Annotated in this window: 15 protein-coding genes and 1 pseudogene; 9 read left to right on the top strand and 7 right to left on the bottom strand. The window is 46.6% G+C overall.

Features of this window, described 5'->3' with window-relative positions; all coding sequences use genetic code 11:
- Positions 1 to 724: 724 nt before the first annotated feature.
- The 5 genes from JWH17_RS17390 (at position 725) to JWH17_RS17370 (ending at position 4,777) form a co-directional block, all read left to right on the top strand.
- Positions 725 to 1,456, top strand: a complete 732-nt coding sequence (locus JWH17_RS17390; protein ID WP_205223932.1) for a DUF1538 domain-containing protein — start codon at positions 725 to 727, stop codon at positions 1,454 to 1,456.
- A 30-nt stretch (positions 1,457 to 1,486) separates the two neighbouring features.
- Positions 1,487 to 2,287, top strand: coding sequence for a DUF1538 domain-containing protein (locus JWH17_RS17385; RefSeq protein ID WP_205223931.1), 801 nt, complete (start codon positions 1,487 to 1,489; stop codon positions 2,285 to 2,287).
- Positions 2,277 to 2,624, top strand: a complete 348-nt coding sequence (locus tag JWH17_RS17380; protein ID WP_205223930.1) for a P-II family nitrogen regulator — start codon at positions 2,277 to 2,279, stop codon at positions 2,622 to 2,624. Before JWH17_RS17385 ends, JWH17_RS17380 begins: the two co-directional genes overlap by 11 nt.
- 36 nt (positions 2,625 to 2,660) lie before the next feature.
- A complete protein-coding gene (locus JWH17_RS17375; RefSeq protein ID WP_205223929.1) occupies positions 2,661 to 3,062 on the top strand; it encodes a CBS domain-containing protein in 402 nt (133 codons plus the stop codon).
- Positions 3,063 to 3,295: 233 nt separating this feature from the next.
- Positions 3,296 to 4,777: a multiheme c-type cytochrome gene (locus JWH17_RS17370; RefSeq protein WP_205223928.1), complete on the top strand. Its 1,482-nt coding sequence runs from the start codon at positions 3,296 to 3,298 to the stop codon at positions 4,775 to 4,777.
- Between the two features lie 233 nt (positions 4,778 to 5,010).
- Here JWH17_RS17370 and JWH17_RS17365 read toward each other — a convergent pair whose 3' ends face one another.
- Positions 5,011 to 6,312 (bottom strand): tocopherol cyclase family protein, encoded by a 1,302-nt coding sequence (locus tag JWH17_RS17365; RefSeq protein WP_205223927.1) that lies wholly within the window; start codon positions 6,310 to 6,312, stop codon positions 5,011 to 5,013.
- Positions 6,313 to 7,003: 691 nt separating this feature from the next.
- Between JWH17_RS17365 and JWH17_RS17360 the strand changes: the two genes are divergently transcribed.
- Positions 7,004 to 7,561, top strand: a complete 558-nt coding sequence (locus JWH17_RS17360; RefSeq protein WP_205223926.1) for an acyloxyacyl hydrolase — start codon at positions 7,004 to 7,006, stop codon at positions 7,559 to 7,561.
- Between the two features lie 120 nt (positions 7,562 to 7,681).
- Here the strand turns inward: JWH17_RS17360 and JWH17_RS17355 are convergent, their stop codons facing one another.
- On the bottom strand, positions 7,682 to 8,638 hold the full coding sequence (locus tag JWH17_RS17355; protein ID WP_205223925.1) for a hypothetical protein: 957 nt from the start codon (positions 8,636 to 8,638) through the stop codon (positions 7,682 to 7,684).
- Between the two features lie 264 nt (positions 8,639 to 8,902).
- On the opposite strand from JWH17_RS17355, the gene JWH17_RS17350 reads away from it, so the two are divergent.
- The gene (locus tag JWH17_RS17350; RefSeq protein WP_205223924.1) at positions 8,903 to 9,316 is read left to right on the top strand and encodes an SRPBCC family protein; all 414 of its coding nucleotides are present in this window, start codon (positions 8,903 to 8,905) and stop codon (positions 9,314 to 9,316) included.
- 72 nt (positions 9,317 to 9,388) lie between these two features.
- On the opposite strand, the gene JWH17_RS17345 is transcribed toward JWH17_RS17350, so the two are convergent.
- The 5 genes and pseudogenes from JWH17_RS17345 to JWH17_RS17315 all read right to left on the bottom strand — a co-directional run bounded on the left by JWH17_RS17345 (position 9,389) and on the right by JWH17_RS17315 (position 15,350).
- Positions 9,389 to 9,952: a peroxiredoxin-like family protein gene (locus JWH17_RS17345; RefSeq protein WP_263657638.1), complete on the bottom strand. Its 564-nt coding sequence runs from the start codon at positions 9,950 to 9,952 to the stop codon at positions 9,389 to 9,391.
- 293 nt (positions 9,953 to 10,245) lie between these two features.
- Positions 10,246 to 11,274 (bottom strand): cytochrome d ubiquinol oxidase subunit II, encoded by a 1,029-nt coding sequence (cydB, locus tag JWH17_RS17335; RefSeq protein WP_205223921.1) that lies wholly within the window; start codon positions 11,272 to 11,274, stop codon positions 10,246 to 10,248.
- The gene (locus JWH17_RS17330) at positions 11,274 to 12,833 is read right to left on the bottom strand and encodes a cytochrome ubiquinol oxidase subunit I (RefSeq protein WP_205223920.1); all 1,560 of its coding nucleotides are present in this window, start codon (positions 12,831 to 12,833) and stop codon (positions 11,274 to 11,276) included. Before JWH17_RS17330 ends, cydB begins: the two co-directional genes overlap by 1 nt.
- A gap of 473 nt (positions 12,834 to 13,306) precedes the next feature.
- Positions 13,307 to 14,019 (bottom strand): annotated as a pseudogene (locus JWH17_RS17320) (SDR family NAD(P)-dependent oxidoreductase).
- Between the two features lie 56 nt (positions 14,020 to 14,075).
- Positions 14,076 to 15,350, bottom strand: coding sequence for an NAD(P)/FAD-dependent oxidoreductase (locus JWH17_RS17315; protein ID WP_205223917.1), 1,275 nt, complete (start codon positions 15,348 to 15,350; stop codon positions 14,076 to 14,078).
- A 374-nt stretch (positions 15,351 to 15,724) separates the two neighbouring features.
- On the opposite strand from JWH17_RS17315, the gene JWH17_RS17310 reads away from it, so the two are divergent.
- Both JWH17_RS17310 and uvsE read left to right on the top strand, forming a co-directional pair.
- Positions 15,725 to 16,120, top strand: a complete 396-nt coding sequence (locus JWH17_RS17310; RefSeq protein ID WP_205223916.1) for a pyridoxamine 5'-phosphate oxidase family protein — start codon at positions 15,725 to 15,727, stop codon at positions 16,118 to 16,120.
- 10 nt (positions 16,121 to 16,130) lie between these two features.
- Entirely contained in the window at positions 16,131 to 17,027 is an 897-nt protein-coding gene (uvsE, locus tag JWH17_RS17305; RefSeq protein WP_205223915.1) for a UV DNA damage repair endonuclease UvsE, read from the top strand.
- Positions 17,028 to 17,095 lie beyond the last annotated feature (68 nt).

Here is a 17,095-nt window from a genome sequence, read left to right as displayed (position 1 = left end):
ATCACAAAAAAAAGTAAGACCTAAGAGAAATGGAACATTGTTCATCAGAGGTCAGGGGTAATATGTTATCCTTGCCGTACAAGTCCACTATTTCGGTGACCTTAGTTCTGCGATCGGAGTTCAACTCCTGCCGCCTGACCATTCATGTTTAAAAAGCCGAACAATTCTTGCTGGTGGGCTTTTTGCGTCTCCAATTCCCTGCAGTCCTTCTTCCTTTGTATACAGCTCCCAATAGTTTCCATCATACAGTTAGTAGGTTTTATAGGGCCTGCTAATATCGCCTTTTATTCACCGAAAATAAGCGCACACTTCAACCCCTACCATGTAATTAAATTGAATTAATTATTAGGCGATATTGTCAAAAGAGGTATCTTTGTATTTTGCATGATAAAATATAACGATTATAGCTGAAAATAAAAGGGAGGAAGTAGTTATTCAGCACCATCCCAACTCTTCACGATTTGCCCACCCAGCGTACCGGTGTAGAGCTAATTGGTCAGCGTGTGACCATTTGGAGTATTGCGGAACAGCTACAGTTCGGGGTAGATTGGCAGTTTTTAGACCTTCGTGGGATACTTATACGGTAGGCATGCTCATAAAATGCAGCAGGTTGATTCCATGAGTGGTTTATACTGCCTTACATCCTGACTTCTTTATTTTAAGAGAGAGTTATGTTCGTTATTTGGTTCGTTAATCATGATTCCCATAAGGGTTTTTACTAACAATGATTGCTTCGATAATCTGGAAAAAATTGAGAGATGCCTTCACTGATTTGCTGCCAATTATTCTGGTTATCGGTTTTTTTCAGATTGTTGTCATTCGGCAACCATTGCCTCAAATAGGAGAAGTGCTGTTTGGGGCTCTTTTAGTGGTTGTCGGTCTCAGTCTGTTTGTCCAAGGACTGGAAATGGGGCTGTTTCCCATCGGTGAATCGATGGCACGCGGCCTGGCCAGAAAGGGGAGCCTTTTCTGGCTCCTTACCTTTGCTTTTACGTTGGGTTTCTCCACCACGGTTGCGGAACCTTCTCTGATTGCTGTTGCAGACAAGGCCGCGGAAATAGCCGGCCAGGGCGGTCTGATTGATCCGGGAATGGACTCGCTTGAGCAATATGCTTTTTGGCTTCGGATGGTTGTCGCATTTTCAGTTGGACTTTCTATTCTTATCGGCGTCATGCGTATCCTCCTTGGCTGGCCCCTGCATTACCTGATTATTTGCGGGTACGCGGTGGTTATGTTGATGACTGTCATCGCCCCAAAGGAAATCATCGGCATTGCCTACGATGCTGGCGGGGTTACGACCTCGACCATCACCGTCCCCCTGGTTGCAGCTTTAGGAGTAGGCCTGGCTTCATCCATTAAGGGACGGAGTCCTCTTCTTGATGGTTTTGGCCTTATTGCTCTGGCCTCCCTTTTGCCGATGATTTTTGTCATGGGCTATGGCCTTGTCGTTTTTTGATAAGAAACACTGACTACGGAGCGTATTGACATGGTATTTCTTGTTGATTTTGGAAGTATATTTCTTACCACCTGCAGGGATGTCATCCCTATTGTGATTTTAATTGTCGGGTTTCAAGTGCTAGTGCTACGTGAGCCTATTCCGCACCTGCGACGTCTAGTAGTCGGCGGTGTTTTTGTTGTTATCGGCCTTGCGCTTTTTCTGGCAGGTCTTGAAAAAGCACTTTTTCCGCTGGGGCAGATAATGGCTACCCAACTCTCTGATCCAGACTTTATTTACGAAGCAGGTGCCGTTGTTACCAAAGCTGACTGGAAAGAATACGGATGGATATATCTTTTTGCGGCCATGATTGGTTTTGCAACAACCATTGCCGAGCCATCCTTGATTGCTGTGGCGTTTAAGGCAAATGAAGCTTCAGCAGGAACATTAAGTCAGTGGGGGTTGCGCATCACTGTGGCCATCGGTGTTGCGTTCGGAATCAGCCTTGGCTGTTTTCGTATTATCACAGGAACTCCACTTTATATTTATGTACTGGTCGGTTACCTGATTGTTATTGTGCAGACCCTTTTTGCTCCCAAAAATATCATCCCTCTGGCCTATGATTCGGGTGGGGTGACAACCTCAACTGTTACAGTCCCATTAGTAGCGGCTCTTGGCCTTGGCCTGGCGTCTACTGTGCCGGGGAGGAATCCTGCCTTAGATGGTTTTGGCCTGATTGCCTTTGCCAGTCTCTTTCCGATCATAAGCGTTATGGGCTACGCTCAGTTGATGGAGTGGAGCGTTAAACGAAAAAAAAGAATACAAAAATTGGAGAAAACGCATGCGCTTTAAACTTATTTTAGCATCGGTCAAAGCGGATATAACCGACCAGGTTGTTGATGCTGGAAAAGAGGCTGGTGCTACAGGGGCAACGATTATTCCGGCGAGGGGGACAGGTATCCATGAGGCAAAAACATTTTTCGGTCTCACCCTGGAGGCACAGACTGACATCATTATGATGTTGGTTGAGGAGCATCTCGTTGCAAAAATTCTCGATTCGGTAAAAAAAGCAGGCGAGTTTGGTAAACCGGGAACAGGTATAGCCTTTGTGCTTCCCGTGGAGCATGTAGTCGGACTTGAGAGCCAGATGGAAAAATTTAAAGAAGACGTGCGTAACAGCTATTTCTAACGGATAAGAATCATATACTGCATGGAGAAACGCAACATGGAAATCAACGCCACTATAGTTCGGGCTAAAGACGTAATGCAAAAGAAAATTGTCTCGGTTGACGGAATGGCAACGGCAAAAGAAGCCGCAGCGAAAATGCGTTCGGAAAACGTGTATGCCCTTTTGGTCGACAAGCGCAATGCAGACGACGCCTGGGGGATCCTGGTTTACCAGGATTTTATAAAGGGAGTGATGATACCGGGACGAACTTCGGAAGAGGTTAATGTCTATGAGATTATGAGCAAGCCTGTCATCACTGTGCCTGCCGAGATGGATGTGCGCTATGTAGCGCGGTTATTGTATAGAGCCGGAATCAGAAGAGCTCCGGTGGAAGAAAAAGGGGAATTGGTTGGCCTTATATCCCTTTCTTCGTTAATTTTGGACAATGAGCTGTTCTGACGTACCACCAAACAGTAGCTTCGACTCTGGCCTGATACATTTGGGGTATCTCGGTCTTTTCGCCCAGAGGTGAGGCGGTTCTCTGTCTCTGAGGGTGGACCCCAGGTAATTTTTCTTTGCAGTCGGTTGTGTATATACAGAGCGGCCTGGATTTATTTAGATGAGAATGGTACTCATAAAAAAAAGCCTAGCTACAGTTGGTTATAAGATAATCTATTTATTGGGAGGCATTTATGAGAACTACCTTGGTAATCATCATCGCGTCCATAGTTTTTTCATCTCAATTGCCGGCTGTGAATATCAGTGAGGACACTGAGGGATGTATCGGCTGCCATGAATTGGTGACTCCGGGAATTGTTGCCGACTGGAAGAAGAGCCGGCATTCCCAGGTGAGTCCTTCCATAGCAATGGCCAAGCAAATTCAAGAAAAGAGAATGTCGGCACTGAAAGTTGCCGATAATCTATTAGAAACAGCAGTTGGCTGCGCGGAATGCCACACCATGAATGCAAGCGCACATCCGGGCAGCTTCGACCATAACGGCTACGCTGTTCATACTGTGGTTTCGCCTGCTGATTGTGCAACCTGTCATCCCGTTGAGGTTGAGGAATACAGTGAAAACCTGATGAGCCAGGCATATGGCAACCTGATGGGAAATCCGCTCTACTTAAAGATGGTCGATGTCACCAACGGTCTCCACGAATATAGCAACGGCGACATCAATTATCATGGGACTGATGAGGCGAACAATGCTGATTCATGTCTATCGTGCCATGGGACCGAGGTGAGGATAACCGGTCTTGAGACCCGAGATACGATTATGGGGGAAATGGATTTTCCAACCCTGGCAAATTGGCCTAACATCGGGGTTGGGCGATTGAATCCGGATGGCTCGGTCGGTTCCTGCTCTCCTTGTCATGCCAGACATCATTATTCGATCGAGGTTGCACGAAAGCCGTACACCTGCGCACAGTGCCATAAAGGGCCTGATGTGCCCGCTGCCAAGGTTTATGCTGTCAGTGTACACGGCAATATCCAGAAATCGATTGATAAACAATGGAACTTCGAATCCGTACCATGGACTGTAGGTACTGATTTCACAGCTCCAACCTGTGCAACCTGTCACATCTCATTGGTTGTTGACGAGGAAGGCGAGGTGTTGGCCGAGCGGTCACATCGAATGAATGACCGTCTGCCATGGCGCCTTTTCGGGTTGCCATATGCGCACCCGCATCCGATTGCCGCTGATACTACAACGATCGTCAATCAGGATGGGTTGCATCTGCCAACGGAACTAAGTGGAGAACCTGTGAGCAAATTTCTGATCGATGCCGAAGAGATGACTGTCAGAAAAGAGACCATGGCTAATGTTTGTCTTGGCTGTCATGGTCGTCAATGGGTAGATGGCCATTTCAACCGTCTCGACACATCGATTGCCAGCACAAATCATATGACTCTTCAGGCTACACGAATGGTAACCGAGGCGTGGGAAGAAGGGCTGTCCAACGATGATAACCCCTTTGACGAAGCGATTGAGATAGAGTGGATTGAACAGTGGCTTTTTTACGGTAACTCAACCCGGTTAGCCAGCGCCATGGGCGGTACTGATTACGGAGTATTTGACAATGGCCGCTGGTGGCAGCATAAAAATCTGCAGAAAATGCGCGAACATTTGTTGCTGCTCCGTGGCTTGCAGAAACAGGCCCCTCCCAAATAAATGCTTGATCCTATGAACAAATGATTGGTGGGGCAGAATAGACGATTATCAGTTGAATAACTCCCAGGCAGATCCGCTGAGTGCGGCCTGAAAAGCGGTTCTTGTTTTGCCGGCAAGAAAATTGGGCATGATTCAAGATGAGCACTTTACGGGACAGATCAGGATGTTAGTGCTGTTATCCAGTACAAAACCGGGTCTGTTCCAAGTGGAGGCTTTTTTGCCGCAGCGTTTTGTCAATCTTGCCCGCACATGTAGTCTGCGCCGAACTCCAAGGCTGCCCCTGTGAATTGATATCGGTCTATCAATATATAACCTAGCCACGGTAGTTTGATGTAGCCATTGACCGTCACATTTGCCGAGAAAGATTCTTTTGCGCCGTGTGTAAACCCTGTTTCTGTTGGCACTGAAACATCAATAAAGCTAGCAAGCGGCGCATTTACCTCGATAACTATTTTTCGCAGCACATCTTTAGCTGTGATGGCAAACTTGCCTGAGCAAGCGTCTATGTTCGCCAAATAATCGGTTCCAGGAAGCGTCGGCCGAAACTGCCACTGGATCACAGGAGAGTGATAGGCAACCAGCCATGTGGTGAGAAGCGAACCATTTATTGATAGTTCTCCTCCGGAGAGGGCTAATTGTCGCGTGTTTGACGAATTGATTCCCTCGGACCAGATCCAGGCAGGTGGAAAAACATTTCCCCAGTTGGATTCTTGGTGGGCGTAACCATGACCTTTAACGGAAGCGCTCTTTTCATCGAGCAGAGTATAGTGGTAGGTGGAATTCGAGCCGAGAGTGTAGACAAACCAGTGTAAGGGTACAATAGGGAGAAACTCTACCAATCCTTCTGGACCTAACCACTGGGTATTTGAATTATACGGGAGCCGGGCACCTAGCGTTGCGGTTAGTTCAATTTTACCTGGTATTGCTATTTCTATGGACTCATTAGTGATGAAGCCATTTTCTGAATGCCATAAAAAACTCTCCCAGGCAGGTGAATCCGGGGCATCAAGTGCGAGCTCACGATTGCTCCAAAGTATGGTCTTTTTGGGAAAGGTCTCGTAAATTTTTGTTCGACCATGGTCACTGACAATAACTGCTAGATACCCTGGGATATGCATCTCGTATGGTGTCGTAAACTTTTGTCCAGGCAGGTACTGGGAGGCACCGACCACGGCAATGGAAGTGCCGTCGGTCCCGGTAATACGAGTATACCATCCTTTAAACCATGGTCCCTCCGTGTCAATCTCTTTAAAAAAGAGGGGATCAGATGATAATGACTCGATCTGGTCACCGAGAAACGCACGGGCGGTTTGGCCAAGGATCGTGTCCCGACGTTCTGTGTCGGTTATATCCGGGAATTTTTCTACAAAATTTGATCTGGCCTGCAATTTTGCAAGAGTGTGTGAGGATGTTTTTTGGGGAGAAGAGATTTCTTGGGAGTCTGTCATGTTTTCCGCAAAGATTGCCGCACCAAAACAAAGGTTGAGAAAAAAGATACCAAGAGCGAGACTGAACAGCACAACGAGCTTTTTCAAGACAGATTCTCCTCTGTTAATCACATGGCATCATCTCGATATCGCGCAAGAAACAGTTGCTAAAGTTGTAAGGTCAATCTTGTTGAGGGATTTTTATCCCTTGTATGGTGGTACGACTTCGCGTTTAACAGATGAGGTCCGTTGATGTCCGTCCCCGTCTTACCACTGGTTTGCTTTTGTCTGCTTCTGTAATGACTCATCTATTACTCATATTCTATCAAAATCAATATCTTGCTTACAAGACCACAACGTGGCTTCCCGGTATCTGCAGCAAACCTGCTGTGCTGGAGGAGTTTATATGCTCATTGGCCCTAGGTGAGGATGGATAAGCATAATAGGAGGATCGCAGGCGAAAAGGTAAGCGCAGACTCCATGGAGAGCCAGTGAACGATTAGTCAGATTTTTTTGATGAATTACTTCCGAGAAATATAATGAAACCTAAATCTTGCATGTCAAACATGACAAAAATGCTTTTAGTTATGTTTTTCCAGACTGTTGTCGGTTTTATCAACAAGAAATCAGTTCACTTTTTATGTGAGTTACATTTAAGAGCATTTTTCTCATGCTTGCCACCCTTCGGGATTGCCGATTTTACCGAATCTGCTTTGTTTGCGCACACTTGAAGTACTACAGTACGTCTGCGTGTACGCAGCATCGCACCTTCGGCAAACTTGGCAATTGCAGGATTTAGGTGAAAGTAGTGTTACCTGTCAGTCAACTCAGTTTGTTTTTTATTTTTCTGTTGCTCATCCTTATGCCCATGGTCACTTATGCAGAGCCGCTGATCAGTGAGGTCCGTATTGGGTTGCTGGGCCATGACGTGGACGGCCTCTGGAGCGGCAGTCGTTATGAGAAAGGCACAGATTTTAATGCAGAGTTGGTTTTTTCTCCCTCTTGGCCTCTTTGGGGAGGGCAGGTTCGGCCAAATTTTGGTATCACGATTAACGACTCTGGAGATACCAGCAAGGTGTATGGAGGTGGTTTGTGGGAGTACTCATGGAATAACGGTTTTTTTGTGGTCATTGGCGGTGGACTCGCCGTACACAACGGGGAAACCGATGATGCGAATAAGATAAATAAAAAACAGCTCGGCTCTCCGGTCCTCTTTCGCGTCAGCTTTGAAACTGGGTTTACCATGGCCAAACGCCATCGCCTTTCTGTTATGTTTGATCACGTTTCCAACGGATACCTAGCCGATCCTAACGATGGACTGGATACGCTGGGGATTCGTTACGGTATCCTTTTTTAAAAGAAACGTACGTCTGATGCTCTGCAGACCGTCAATAAGCCCAACCCGTGCTCAATGATAAGCAACAGGTAGCTGATATTGTATGAGCGAAGACATGCTTCCCGAGGCATGAATATTTCCTTAACATTTACGGTCTAAGTATCTTTGGACAGCCTCTTGAGCTTCATGGGTGACGAGGGGAGAAATATTATTGTATATTTTTCTGCAGTCATTGAACGAGAGCATGTTGACGGTTTTGATGGCCTTGAACTCATCATGAACATGGGGAAATAACTGATCACCGCCATCAATTTCTTCTTTATGGATGATTTTTGCGTAAATCAGTGACCGTGCGCACAGGAGGTTTTCTTGCGCTCTGTTGAGTGTTTTGTTAAAAATATAGGCAAAAGTAAGCTCATCCCCTGGACTTATCATGTTGCCTTTCAGCTCCAAACCTGAAGCAATCTCATTTTCGATCCAGCGAACTTTGAGCGTCCATCTTGGTGGAATATTTTTTTTGAGTTCGGTCTGCAGGTATTGATGCATCGTGCCGGCCTCGACAAAGGTATTGCAGCCTTTTTTTAATGCACTGACTATTGCATCAGCCCTGAGCGTATCTCGTAGTTTGAAACGTTGCGCATCGGCCTTGGCAAATGCCTGCATAGCCAGAAGTAGCCTATCGAAATCATCTGCTTGTGAAGCCTTGTAGTATGCAATCAGGCAACCGGTCGCATTGCGCTCTGCGATATACACATCATAGAGAACCGTGCCTTGGTCCAGTTCTTGCGGAGCGTGTCCTTCTGCAAAAAAAAAGTGAATCCGTAGTAGATAAGCCAAGAAAGGTTCGAGCTGCATAATGTCTTTTCCTTGTACCTTCATCTTTTGCAATATCTGGTAGTATTGATGGATAAAAAGTGGATATTCCACATCAAGTTCCAGCAAGAGGTCGTCAATGGCATAATTACCGCGCAGCATGTCTTGAAAACAATCATGGGGCGGCTCTTCCAGAAAAATTGCCTCATGCTGCTGCATAAGAGCAGATACCATTGCCAAGGTTTCCGGTCGATGATTAGAGTAGCAAAGAGTGAGAATATTCATACCAATACGTAGTGAGAGGGTAACCAGCCGAAAAGGATTGAAAAGTGGTGTGTCATGCTGCTATTGAATACAGTCTAGTTATAGATTTATGTGTGGCAATCCCCACACCGCCAACCCGAAGGGGGAACTTTTTGATTGAAAACGAAAAACAGATTGTTAATTGTGCAGTTATTTTTTTAACAATAATATCAATTGATTGAGTTTGAAATCAAAAAGTTCATGAGAAATTCGGGCCAACCGAGCAGTCAAGCCCTGAGGAAAACAATGATCAGCTTTGCAAATGGTCAAGCCATGGTAAGCGTGCATCTCGGCGTCAGCCGAGAAAAAGCCTGGGAAATAGTAACCGACACCCATTTATGGCCACGATGGGGACCTTCCCTGACTGCAGTGCAATGTAGTGATAGGTTTATCCACAGGAACAGTTACGGTAGGGTCAAGACGATTTTTGGCCTGTGGCTGCCTTTTACCATAACAGAATTTGAAAACCTTAGTTTCTGGAGTTGGCGTATTGGCAGGATTACGGCCACAGGGCATCGTATTACAGCACAAGGGGACGGGTGCTGTGAACTCACTTTTACAATGCCCTGGTGGGCAAGTCCGTACTTGGTAGTCTGCGCACTCGCGCTTCGACGAATAGAGCGTATTGCCGGCCAACGCAGCCAGTCGTCAGACCAATAATTTCCTACCTGACCGCTATAATCCGAATCCGAATCCGTATGTGCCTGGTCTGGCTACTCTAGCTAACTATAGCTAATTGTGCAGTGGAGGATGGTCGTCCCTGCAGCTATGGAGAATTTCTTCGACTGGGGGATGATCAGCAGCCTGTTGACCACGAAAGTAATAATAGAGTAGCGCACCTGGGCCAACAACCACTGCGCCTCCTAATTGCAAAGCATCCCCTTGCATTGTTCCCGGCCGATAGCCATCCTTTAACGCTTTTAATCCACCGACAAGAGCACTGGTTGCAAAAATACCGGAAACTTTACGGGTAAATCCAAGAGCCTTGAAACTCTTGAGCGTTGGATCGGTGAAGAGCTTGCCGCTATACCCCGTCAACTCTGAAAATCCTGGTAAATCAGTGGGTTGCCCATTGCCGATAACGATCAGTGCCGCGTTGGCTGCTGTAAATTGTTGCTGATACTTTGCCAAGTCAGCTACCTGCTGACGGCAAAATATTCAGCCAAAATGACGGACAAAAACCATTGCAGCCCGTTGTTCTGCCCAAAAGGACAGAAGTTTATGGCTTTTTCCCTGAGCATCAAGAACGGGTAGGGTGCCAAAACTACCAATATCAAAATCATGTGCGCTTTTCATCACTTTTTATCTCCATCTTTATTTGTATTCCTTACTCCAGTTAAACAGTAAGGACTTTTGAAAAAAATGGACGAGATTATCCAGTGGTGCCAGTCAACATGCCGATCTTTCTTTTAAGTTGCTCATTAATGATGGGCTCGTAAAAAGTCCATCACACACTAAAAATGGCTAAGTACAAAAGTTCGATATACAAGGCGCAGTGTTTTACCCGAGGTTTTGACTATACATATGGTATGTCAAAGCCTCGAGCAAAACCTGCAACACCGTAGATCGGACTTTTTACGACGCCATCATTAATAGCTATGCTCATCCAGCTGCACCTTCCCCCTAAAGGTCCAGTAGATCAAAACCGTGTATGAAAGCACCAGCGGCATACCAATGGCAACGATCACTAATCCTATTTTCAGGGTAAGAGGGCTGGAAGCACCATTGAAAATGGTGATACTGTGTGCGGCATTGTTTACAGCCGGAACCAAATCCGGAAAAATAGCTGCGCTAAAAAGAAACACAAGGGCTGCTATTGTACAGCAACTGCTGATAAACGCATAAAAAGGGCGTTCCTGCTGTATTGCTCTGGGGATATTTGCGATAGCAAGGACATTGAGTAGCGGCACAACCCATAAAACAGGATAGCTGCTAAAATGCTGGAGCGATGCCGGTATAAAAAAAGTTGACCAGGCGGTTACCAGAATGAATAAGCTCACGTACACATAAAATGTCCCCTTCATCCACCCCAAAAGCCGTTGCTGAAGGGGGCCTTCTGTTTTCAAGTAGAGATAGATAGCACCATGCATGGCTAAAAGGGATACCGTAAAAAAACCGACAGCAAGACTGAAGCCGGAGATCATGTCCCAAAAGGTACCAAGATAATCGCCCCGTTCTGAAAGCTCGAGTCCCTGCATGAGTGCGCCTATGGCTACGCCAAAAAGGAGTGCAGCCAGGGTAGATCCAATAAAAAACAGGATATCCCAAAAAGTCCGCCAAACTGCGCTCACCTTTTTTGATCGAAATTCGAGCGAAACCGCGCGAAAAATGAGCGCAAACAAAAGCAAGACAAAGGGAAGGTAAAAGGCACTGAAGATCGAGGCATAGGCATCGGGAAACATGGCAAAAAGCGCGCCGCCAAAGGTAACCAGCCACACTTCATTGCCGTCCCATAATGGGCCGATACTGTTCATGACTAAACGTCTTTCATTATCCGACCTGGCCACAAACGGATGAAGAATACCAACCCCCAGGTCAAACCCGTCGAGAATCGCATACCCTATGAGCAAAACATTGAGGAGGATAAACCAAGTAATGGACAAGAGTTCGGGGTTCATTAGGCACCTCCTTTTACGATGCTGTCATCGTTAAGCCGCGCATGCTGGCGATCACTCGTTGCCTGTTGTATACCGCCTGGTCCATGTGCATCCGTACCATCTTCAAGCTTGGGTCCTGTGCGTATTTTTCGATCAAGAACCATGATCCAGACGGCAAGCAATGCCAGGTAAAGAATCGAAAAAAGCACGAGAGAACTCTTGGCTTCGGTTGTGGAAACAGCGGCGCTCACTGAATCTTTGGTCCGCAGCCCAAGTGACTCGTCGTATTGATAACGTCCGTCTGCTGCCGTGATAAGATCTGTCCCTTCTGCATTCCATTCAACCGGCGGATGGACTGTCCAAGGTTGCCTGCCTACCTCTGCTGCAATCCAACCCGATTGATTGGCAAGTATTACAAACCCTATCCCAAAAACAAAGGTCCAGAGAAGCCATTTTTTTTCAGCAAGTGTTTTTTTGATACTGAACCAGAGTCCCAGGCTACAGACAACAATCATTAAACCGCCTAAACCAACCATGATGCGCCACGAGAAAAAGGGGATCACCAGTGGAGGTCTGTCCTCGACGTGAAAGCGATCCAGTCCGACAACGGTTTTGCTGAAGCTTAAATCATCAAAAACCATAAAACTGAGACCACCTGGAATATTGATCGCAAAATCGATACGTTCCTGTTCTGCATTTGGCCAGCCTATGAGATTGAGGTCACCTCGGCCGGTTTCAAAATGACCTTCAAATGCTGCCAGTTTTGCCGGTTGATATGCATAGACATTCTGGGCTTGGGAATGACCATTGGCAGCAAGTCCAAGGGCGGCAACAAGACCAAAGATGACCGCACCATTGAATGAATGTTTGGCAAATTCCCGGTGTTTGTTGGTAAGGATGTAGTAGGCAGAAATGCTTAATACAAAAAAGGCACCCACAGCTGCACACCCCAATAGAACATGGGTTAGTCGGTACACGGTAGATGGGTTGAAGACCATGCCCATAAAATCAACAATTTCTGCACGACGCTGCACAACACCGTCAACGACCCAGGGAAGAACCCCACTGCTTCCATCGGCCATGGTTGTTGGACGCAGCACATCAACAATGTGGTGCCCGGCAGGCGTCTGTTGCCAACTGTTGGCGACTACAATCCATATTGATGAAAACACCGATCCGAGCGCAACCATGTACACGCTGAACAAGTACAACCCTGCACGGACTCTGTGCCGGCCAAAAGCAACAACAGCGAGGAAGCCGGATTCTAGAAAAAAAGCAAAAATACCTTCAGCAGCAAGGGCACTGCCAAAAACATCACCTACAAATCGTGAGTAGGTCGCCCAGTTTGTACCAAACTGAAATTCCATAACAATGCCGCTGGCAACACCAATGGCAAAATTAAGAACAAAAATCCTGGTCCAAAATTGGGAAGCAATCGAAAAAATGGGCTTTTTGGTGAAAAAAAATCTGGTTTCGAGGTAGGCAAGAATAAGTCCAAGCCCGATGGTCAGTGGTGGAAAAATGTAGTGGAACATGATGGTGAAAGCAAACTGCAAACGGGACAGCAAAACAACGTCCATAACAGCACCTCCTTTGCGGCGAGTTGCCTCTTGCTGGGTATGGCGTGGCAGTCAGCGCAGAGGCAGGGTTAAAGAGAAGTTTTCGTGATGCAGTTAAGGGAAACGATGCTGGAACAGGCACCTTTCCCCGTTCTTGATTTACCCTAATCTGTTATAATTATACTGTAAACGCTTCTAGTTGAGAAATATATCAGCGCCTGCGTCCGAGTATGCTAGCCAGGCCAAAAGGGCAGGGCCAGCCCGCATTTCTCATCAGTTCAGGTGGCGCCAGGTTCAAAGTTTTTGGTAGTGAACTATAGTAGGCTATCGGAGTCTGCGCTTACCTTTTACTGTCAAAACACTGCAGAAGATGGCGACACTTGGGCTGACCTCTGGTGGACATTATGTGAATTTGAATAAATCCAATCGACATTGCAACTGCTTAAAATCTTAAAACTATAAAAAATGATCACAATGTTCATGAGAAAGGCGGGCTAGCGGAAAAGCCTGAGATCGCCCATGCCGCCGTCAGGATGAAGGATCTGACCGGTCATCCAGGCAGAAGTATCGCTTAGCAAGAACATCACCGTCGCAGAAATGTCGTCGGGGTTCCTATACGTTTAAGCGGATGACGATCAGCCGCCGCCTTACGCTTTTGCTCATCGGCGAGCAGTCCGGCAGCCAAGGGGGTATCAGTCAGAGAAGGGGCCACCGCATTGACTCTGATTCCGGGGGCAAGCTCAGCCGCTAGAGAGCGTGTTAAGCCTTCTACCGCTGCTTTTGAGCTAGCTGTTAAGGCATGAAACGGCATTCCGGTTTGAGCTGCGACAGAGCTGAACAAAACGATGGAAACCCCGGTTTTCGTTTTGCGCATCGGTTTGAGGCACGCTTGAATAGCCGCGACTGCACCTAGCAGATTTAATGTATAATCTTTGTTAAAATCGTTGGCTGTCAATCGAGAAAAAGGGACCAACTTGATGGTTCCCGGACAGTAGACAAGACCGTCTATTTGCTCGGGAAGGGTCTCTGTAGGGAAAAGGTCACTACAGACATCGTAGGGGTGATGTTTTACCCCGGCAATATGTGCGGGCAGTGATGCAGAACGCGAGTAATGATACACCTGGGCTCCGGCAGCACTAAGCTGTTGGAGTAGGGACCATCCGATCCCTGAACTGCCACCGACAACGACATAGGATTTTTTCTTCATGTTTTATCACCTCTCGTGTTGAGCAAAAGAGAAGAACACCTGGGCATAGCCCCAGATCAATCCGTGCTTTTTCTCTCTTCTTGCAGATAATGGCCAATCGATTCTGCTGCCTGCCGACCTGAATACAAGGCCCACTGAATTGCCGGTAGGCTGCTGTGTTCACCACAAACAAAGATTCCGTCTGTATGCCTGGGGTCGGTTCGGGTGGGGTCTACGGTTGGCGGCAGTTGTTCGGGTAAGGCATAGTTGATGGTGTAGGTTGCAAGGTGCTCCCACTGCTTAGCCGTATCACCATACCACTCAACCAGCTGTGTATTGACTGCAGAGAGCAAGTGTTCCGGTTCGTTGCCTAGGTTATCAAGGGCAACAACACTGATCAGCGATTTTCCAGGTGGTGCATATTCCGACGAAACCATACTGGGAATGGCGATGTTGTTGATTGGTCCTTTTCCTGTACCGTTGAGCATCAAAAACGGCGTATGCCAAGCTTCCTTGTCACTGGAAAAATAGAAGCACGTCTCGCCAACAGAACCGCCTTGTGGAGAAAGACCAAGTAAACGCTGCGTTTCCGGTCCCTCGGTGGCGACGACGACAGCACGTGCAGAGAGACTGGTGTTATTTTCAAGGGTTACCAGTCCCTTGTCGATTCTACTGACACGGGTGGAGGCCTGGATAGTCTCTGCAGGCAGTCCCTGAGCAAGTTGACTGGGCAACTGTTCCATGCCTTTTTTGGGTAGGGCCGCATCCCCGGCAGCAAACATGCGCAATATATATTTGAAGACACGACTGGAGGCTCGAATTTGCCGGTCAAGACAAGCACCGCCAAAAAATGGTACAAAGAATCGGTTGATCATGGTTTCTGAAAAGCCCTGCTCCCGCAAAAAATCAATGGTGGTAGTCTCTTTTTCCTGAAAAAGTGCTTCCAGCGGAACACTGCGAACTTGACCGGCTAACCGAACAAGTCGCAATCGATCGCCCAGTGTGCCGATTGGAGCTCGTAAGGTTTGCAGCATTTTTTGCGGCTTTCGCAATGGATCTGCAACAGTATGAAATTGTCTTCCTATCCTAATCTTTACGCCAGGCGCAAATGGTTGCAGATCAAGCCCGGAGTAATCAAATGCACGGCTCGCTTCAGGGTAGGCTGTCTGTAGCACCTGAAATCCCCTGTCCAGAAGATAGCCATTTTGTTTGTCTGTCTTGATTCGTCCGCCAAAACGGTTTTCAGCTTCGAGCAGAAGGAACTTGATGCCTTGAGCATGTAAATTTTTGGCGCATGCAAGCCCTGCCAGTCCACCGCCAACAATAATAACTTCAGTGTCCAAAGTTGTCATAATCGCCCCATTGAGTGTAGATGAGTAAGGAATAACAGGGGGCATTCTCAGGAAAAAAAGTCCCCTTTAAAAATATTCGATATTAACTGGTGTGCTCAATACAGTGAAGGTATTTCTGCTGTACTTGCTCACCTATTACCTCCTGTTTTAGTGATGAAAATAAGCTGTAATGTTTTACAATTAATCTTCTTTAATAGTTGTCACAACTCAAATAAATAGTAGTCTTTGTTATTGTTTAGCAGTTGATGAACCCTTATTGCATGTTTTTGTCTAATGGTTAAAATGCTAGGCATGGATGAGTTAAGGACTTGTGTATCAGGCTCAACTCCCATCGTATTGTCTGTTAGGATAGATATCATTTAAGGAGATTTTGTATGCAATTGAGAGATTATTTTACAACAACAATAGGCACTGGAGTAATGGCAACCGCCAATGCATCGGGGGAAGTAGACACTGCCCTGTATGCCTCACCTCATTTTATCAGCGATGATACCATCGCCTTTATCATGAGAGATAGACTCACCAGGGCTAACCTGCAGACTAATCCACGGGCAAACTATATGTACATCGAGCACAGCCATGGATTCAAAGGCATGCGATTATTTCTGCAAATGATTGAGGAATCAACGGACAAAGAGGCGATAGAGTCACTATCCCGCAGAAATATCAGTGCGGAACAAAACGAAGCGCTCGGCCCAAGATATCTGGTGACTTTCAAGATAACAAAGGCTCTGCAGCTTGTAGGTGGTAAAGAAATCAGCATAGAGTAGAGCCACAGCAATGAAAAATATTCGACTTGGTCTCTGTTGCATGTTTAGAAAACAACCCATACGTTTTCGGATTAAACAGGCTGCATATATCATGAAGTTCGACAGAGAAGAGCAGCTGGAAAAAATTTCTGCAACCATACTTGAAAACAGTCGGTCATTGTTTGCATCAGTTACCTATTGCCGACAGCATAATATCGGCAGTTTTCGGGTAAACAGCAGGTTTTTTCCGTTAAAAACGCATCCCGAGGTGGGGTATGGACTCGAAGAACTTCCTGACCATGAAGATATTTTGGCAAATCTCGGCAGGGTGCAGATGTATGCAGAGCAGCACGATATTCGGCTTACGTTTCACCCTGACCAGTTTACCCTGCTTTCTACCCCAAAAAGTGATGTCCTCCAGCGCTCTATCGAAGAGTTACTCTACCACGACGAAATGGCAGAGTTGATAGGTGCTGATGTAATCAACATACACGGTGGTGGCGGTTATGGTGATAAGCCTGCCGCCCTTGCCAGGCTACAGGCGAATATACAAAGTCTGCCGGAATCGTTGCGTTCACGTTTAACATTGGAAAATGATGATCGAACGTATTCCCCGAAGGATCTTTTGCCTGTATGCAGGGCTCTCGGGATACCTCTTGTGTATGATGTTCATCATCACCGCTGTTACTCTGACGGGTTGTCCGAGGAAAGGGCGACTGAAATGTCACTGCAAACTTGGAACAGAGAGCCGCTTTTTCACCTGTCCAGCCCTAAGCAGGGTTGGCAATCGGACAATCCTCGCCCGCACAGTAACATGATTGATCCAGATGATTTTCCACAATGCTGGTTCGGCAAGACAATCACGGTGGATATAGAAGCCAAGGCAAAAGAGCTGGCCATTGCAGAGCTTCAAGCTGTTTTTAAATAATAATGCATAAAAAATGCCTTAACGGTTGACTTTAATCGCAATAATTTTATATTGTTATTGCATAGGAT

Source organism: Desulfogranum marinum, assembly GCF_016918565.1.
GTDB lineage: Bacteria > Desulfobacterota > Desulfobulbia > Desulfobulbales > Desulfobulbaceae > Desulfogranum > Desulfogranum marinum.
The sequence above is the reverse complement of the archived record's forward strand: the minus strand, read 5'-3'. Positions and strand labels throughout refer to the sequence as shown.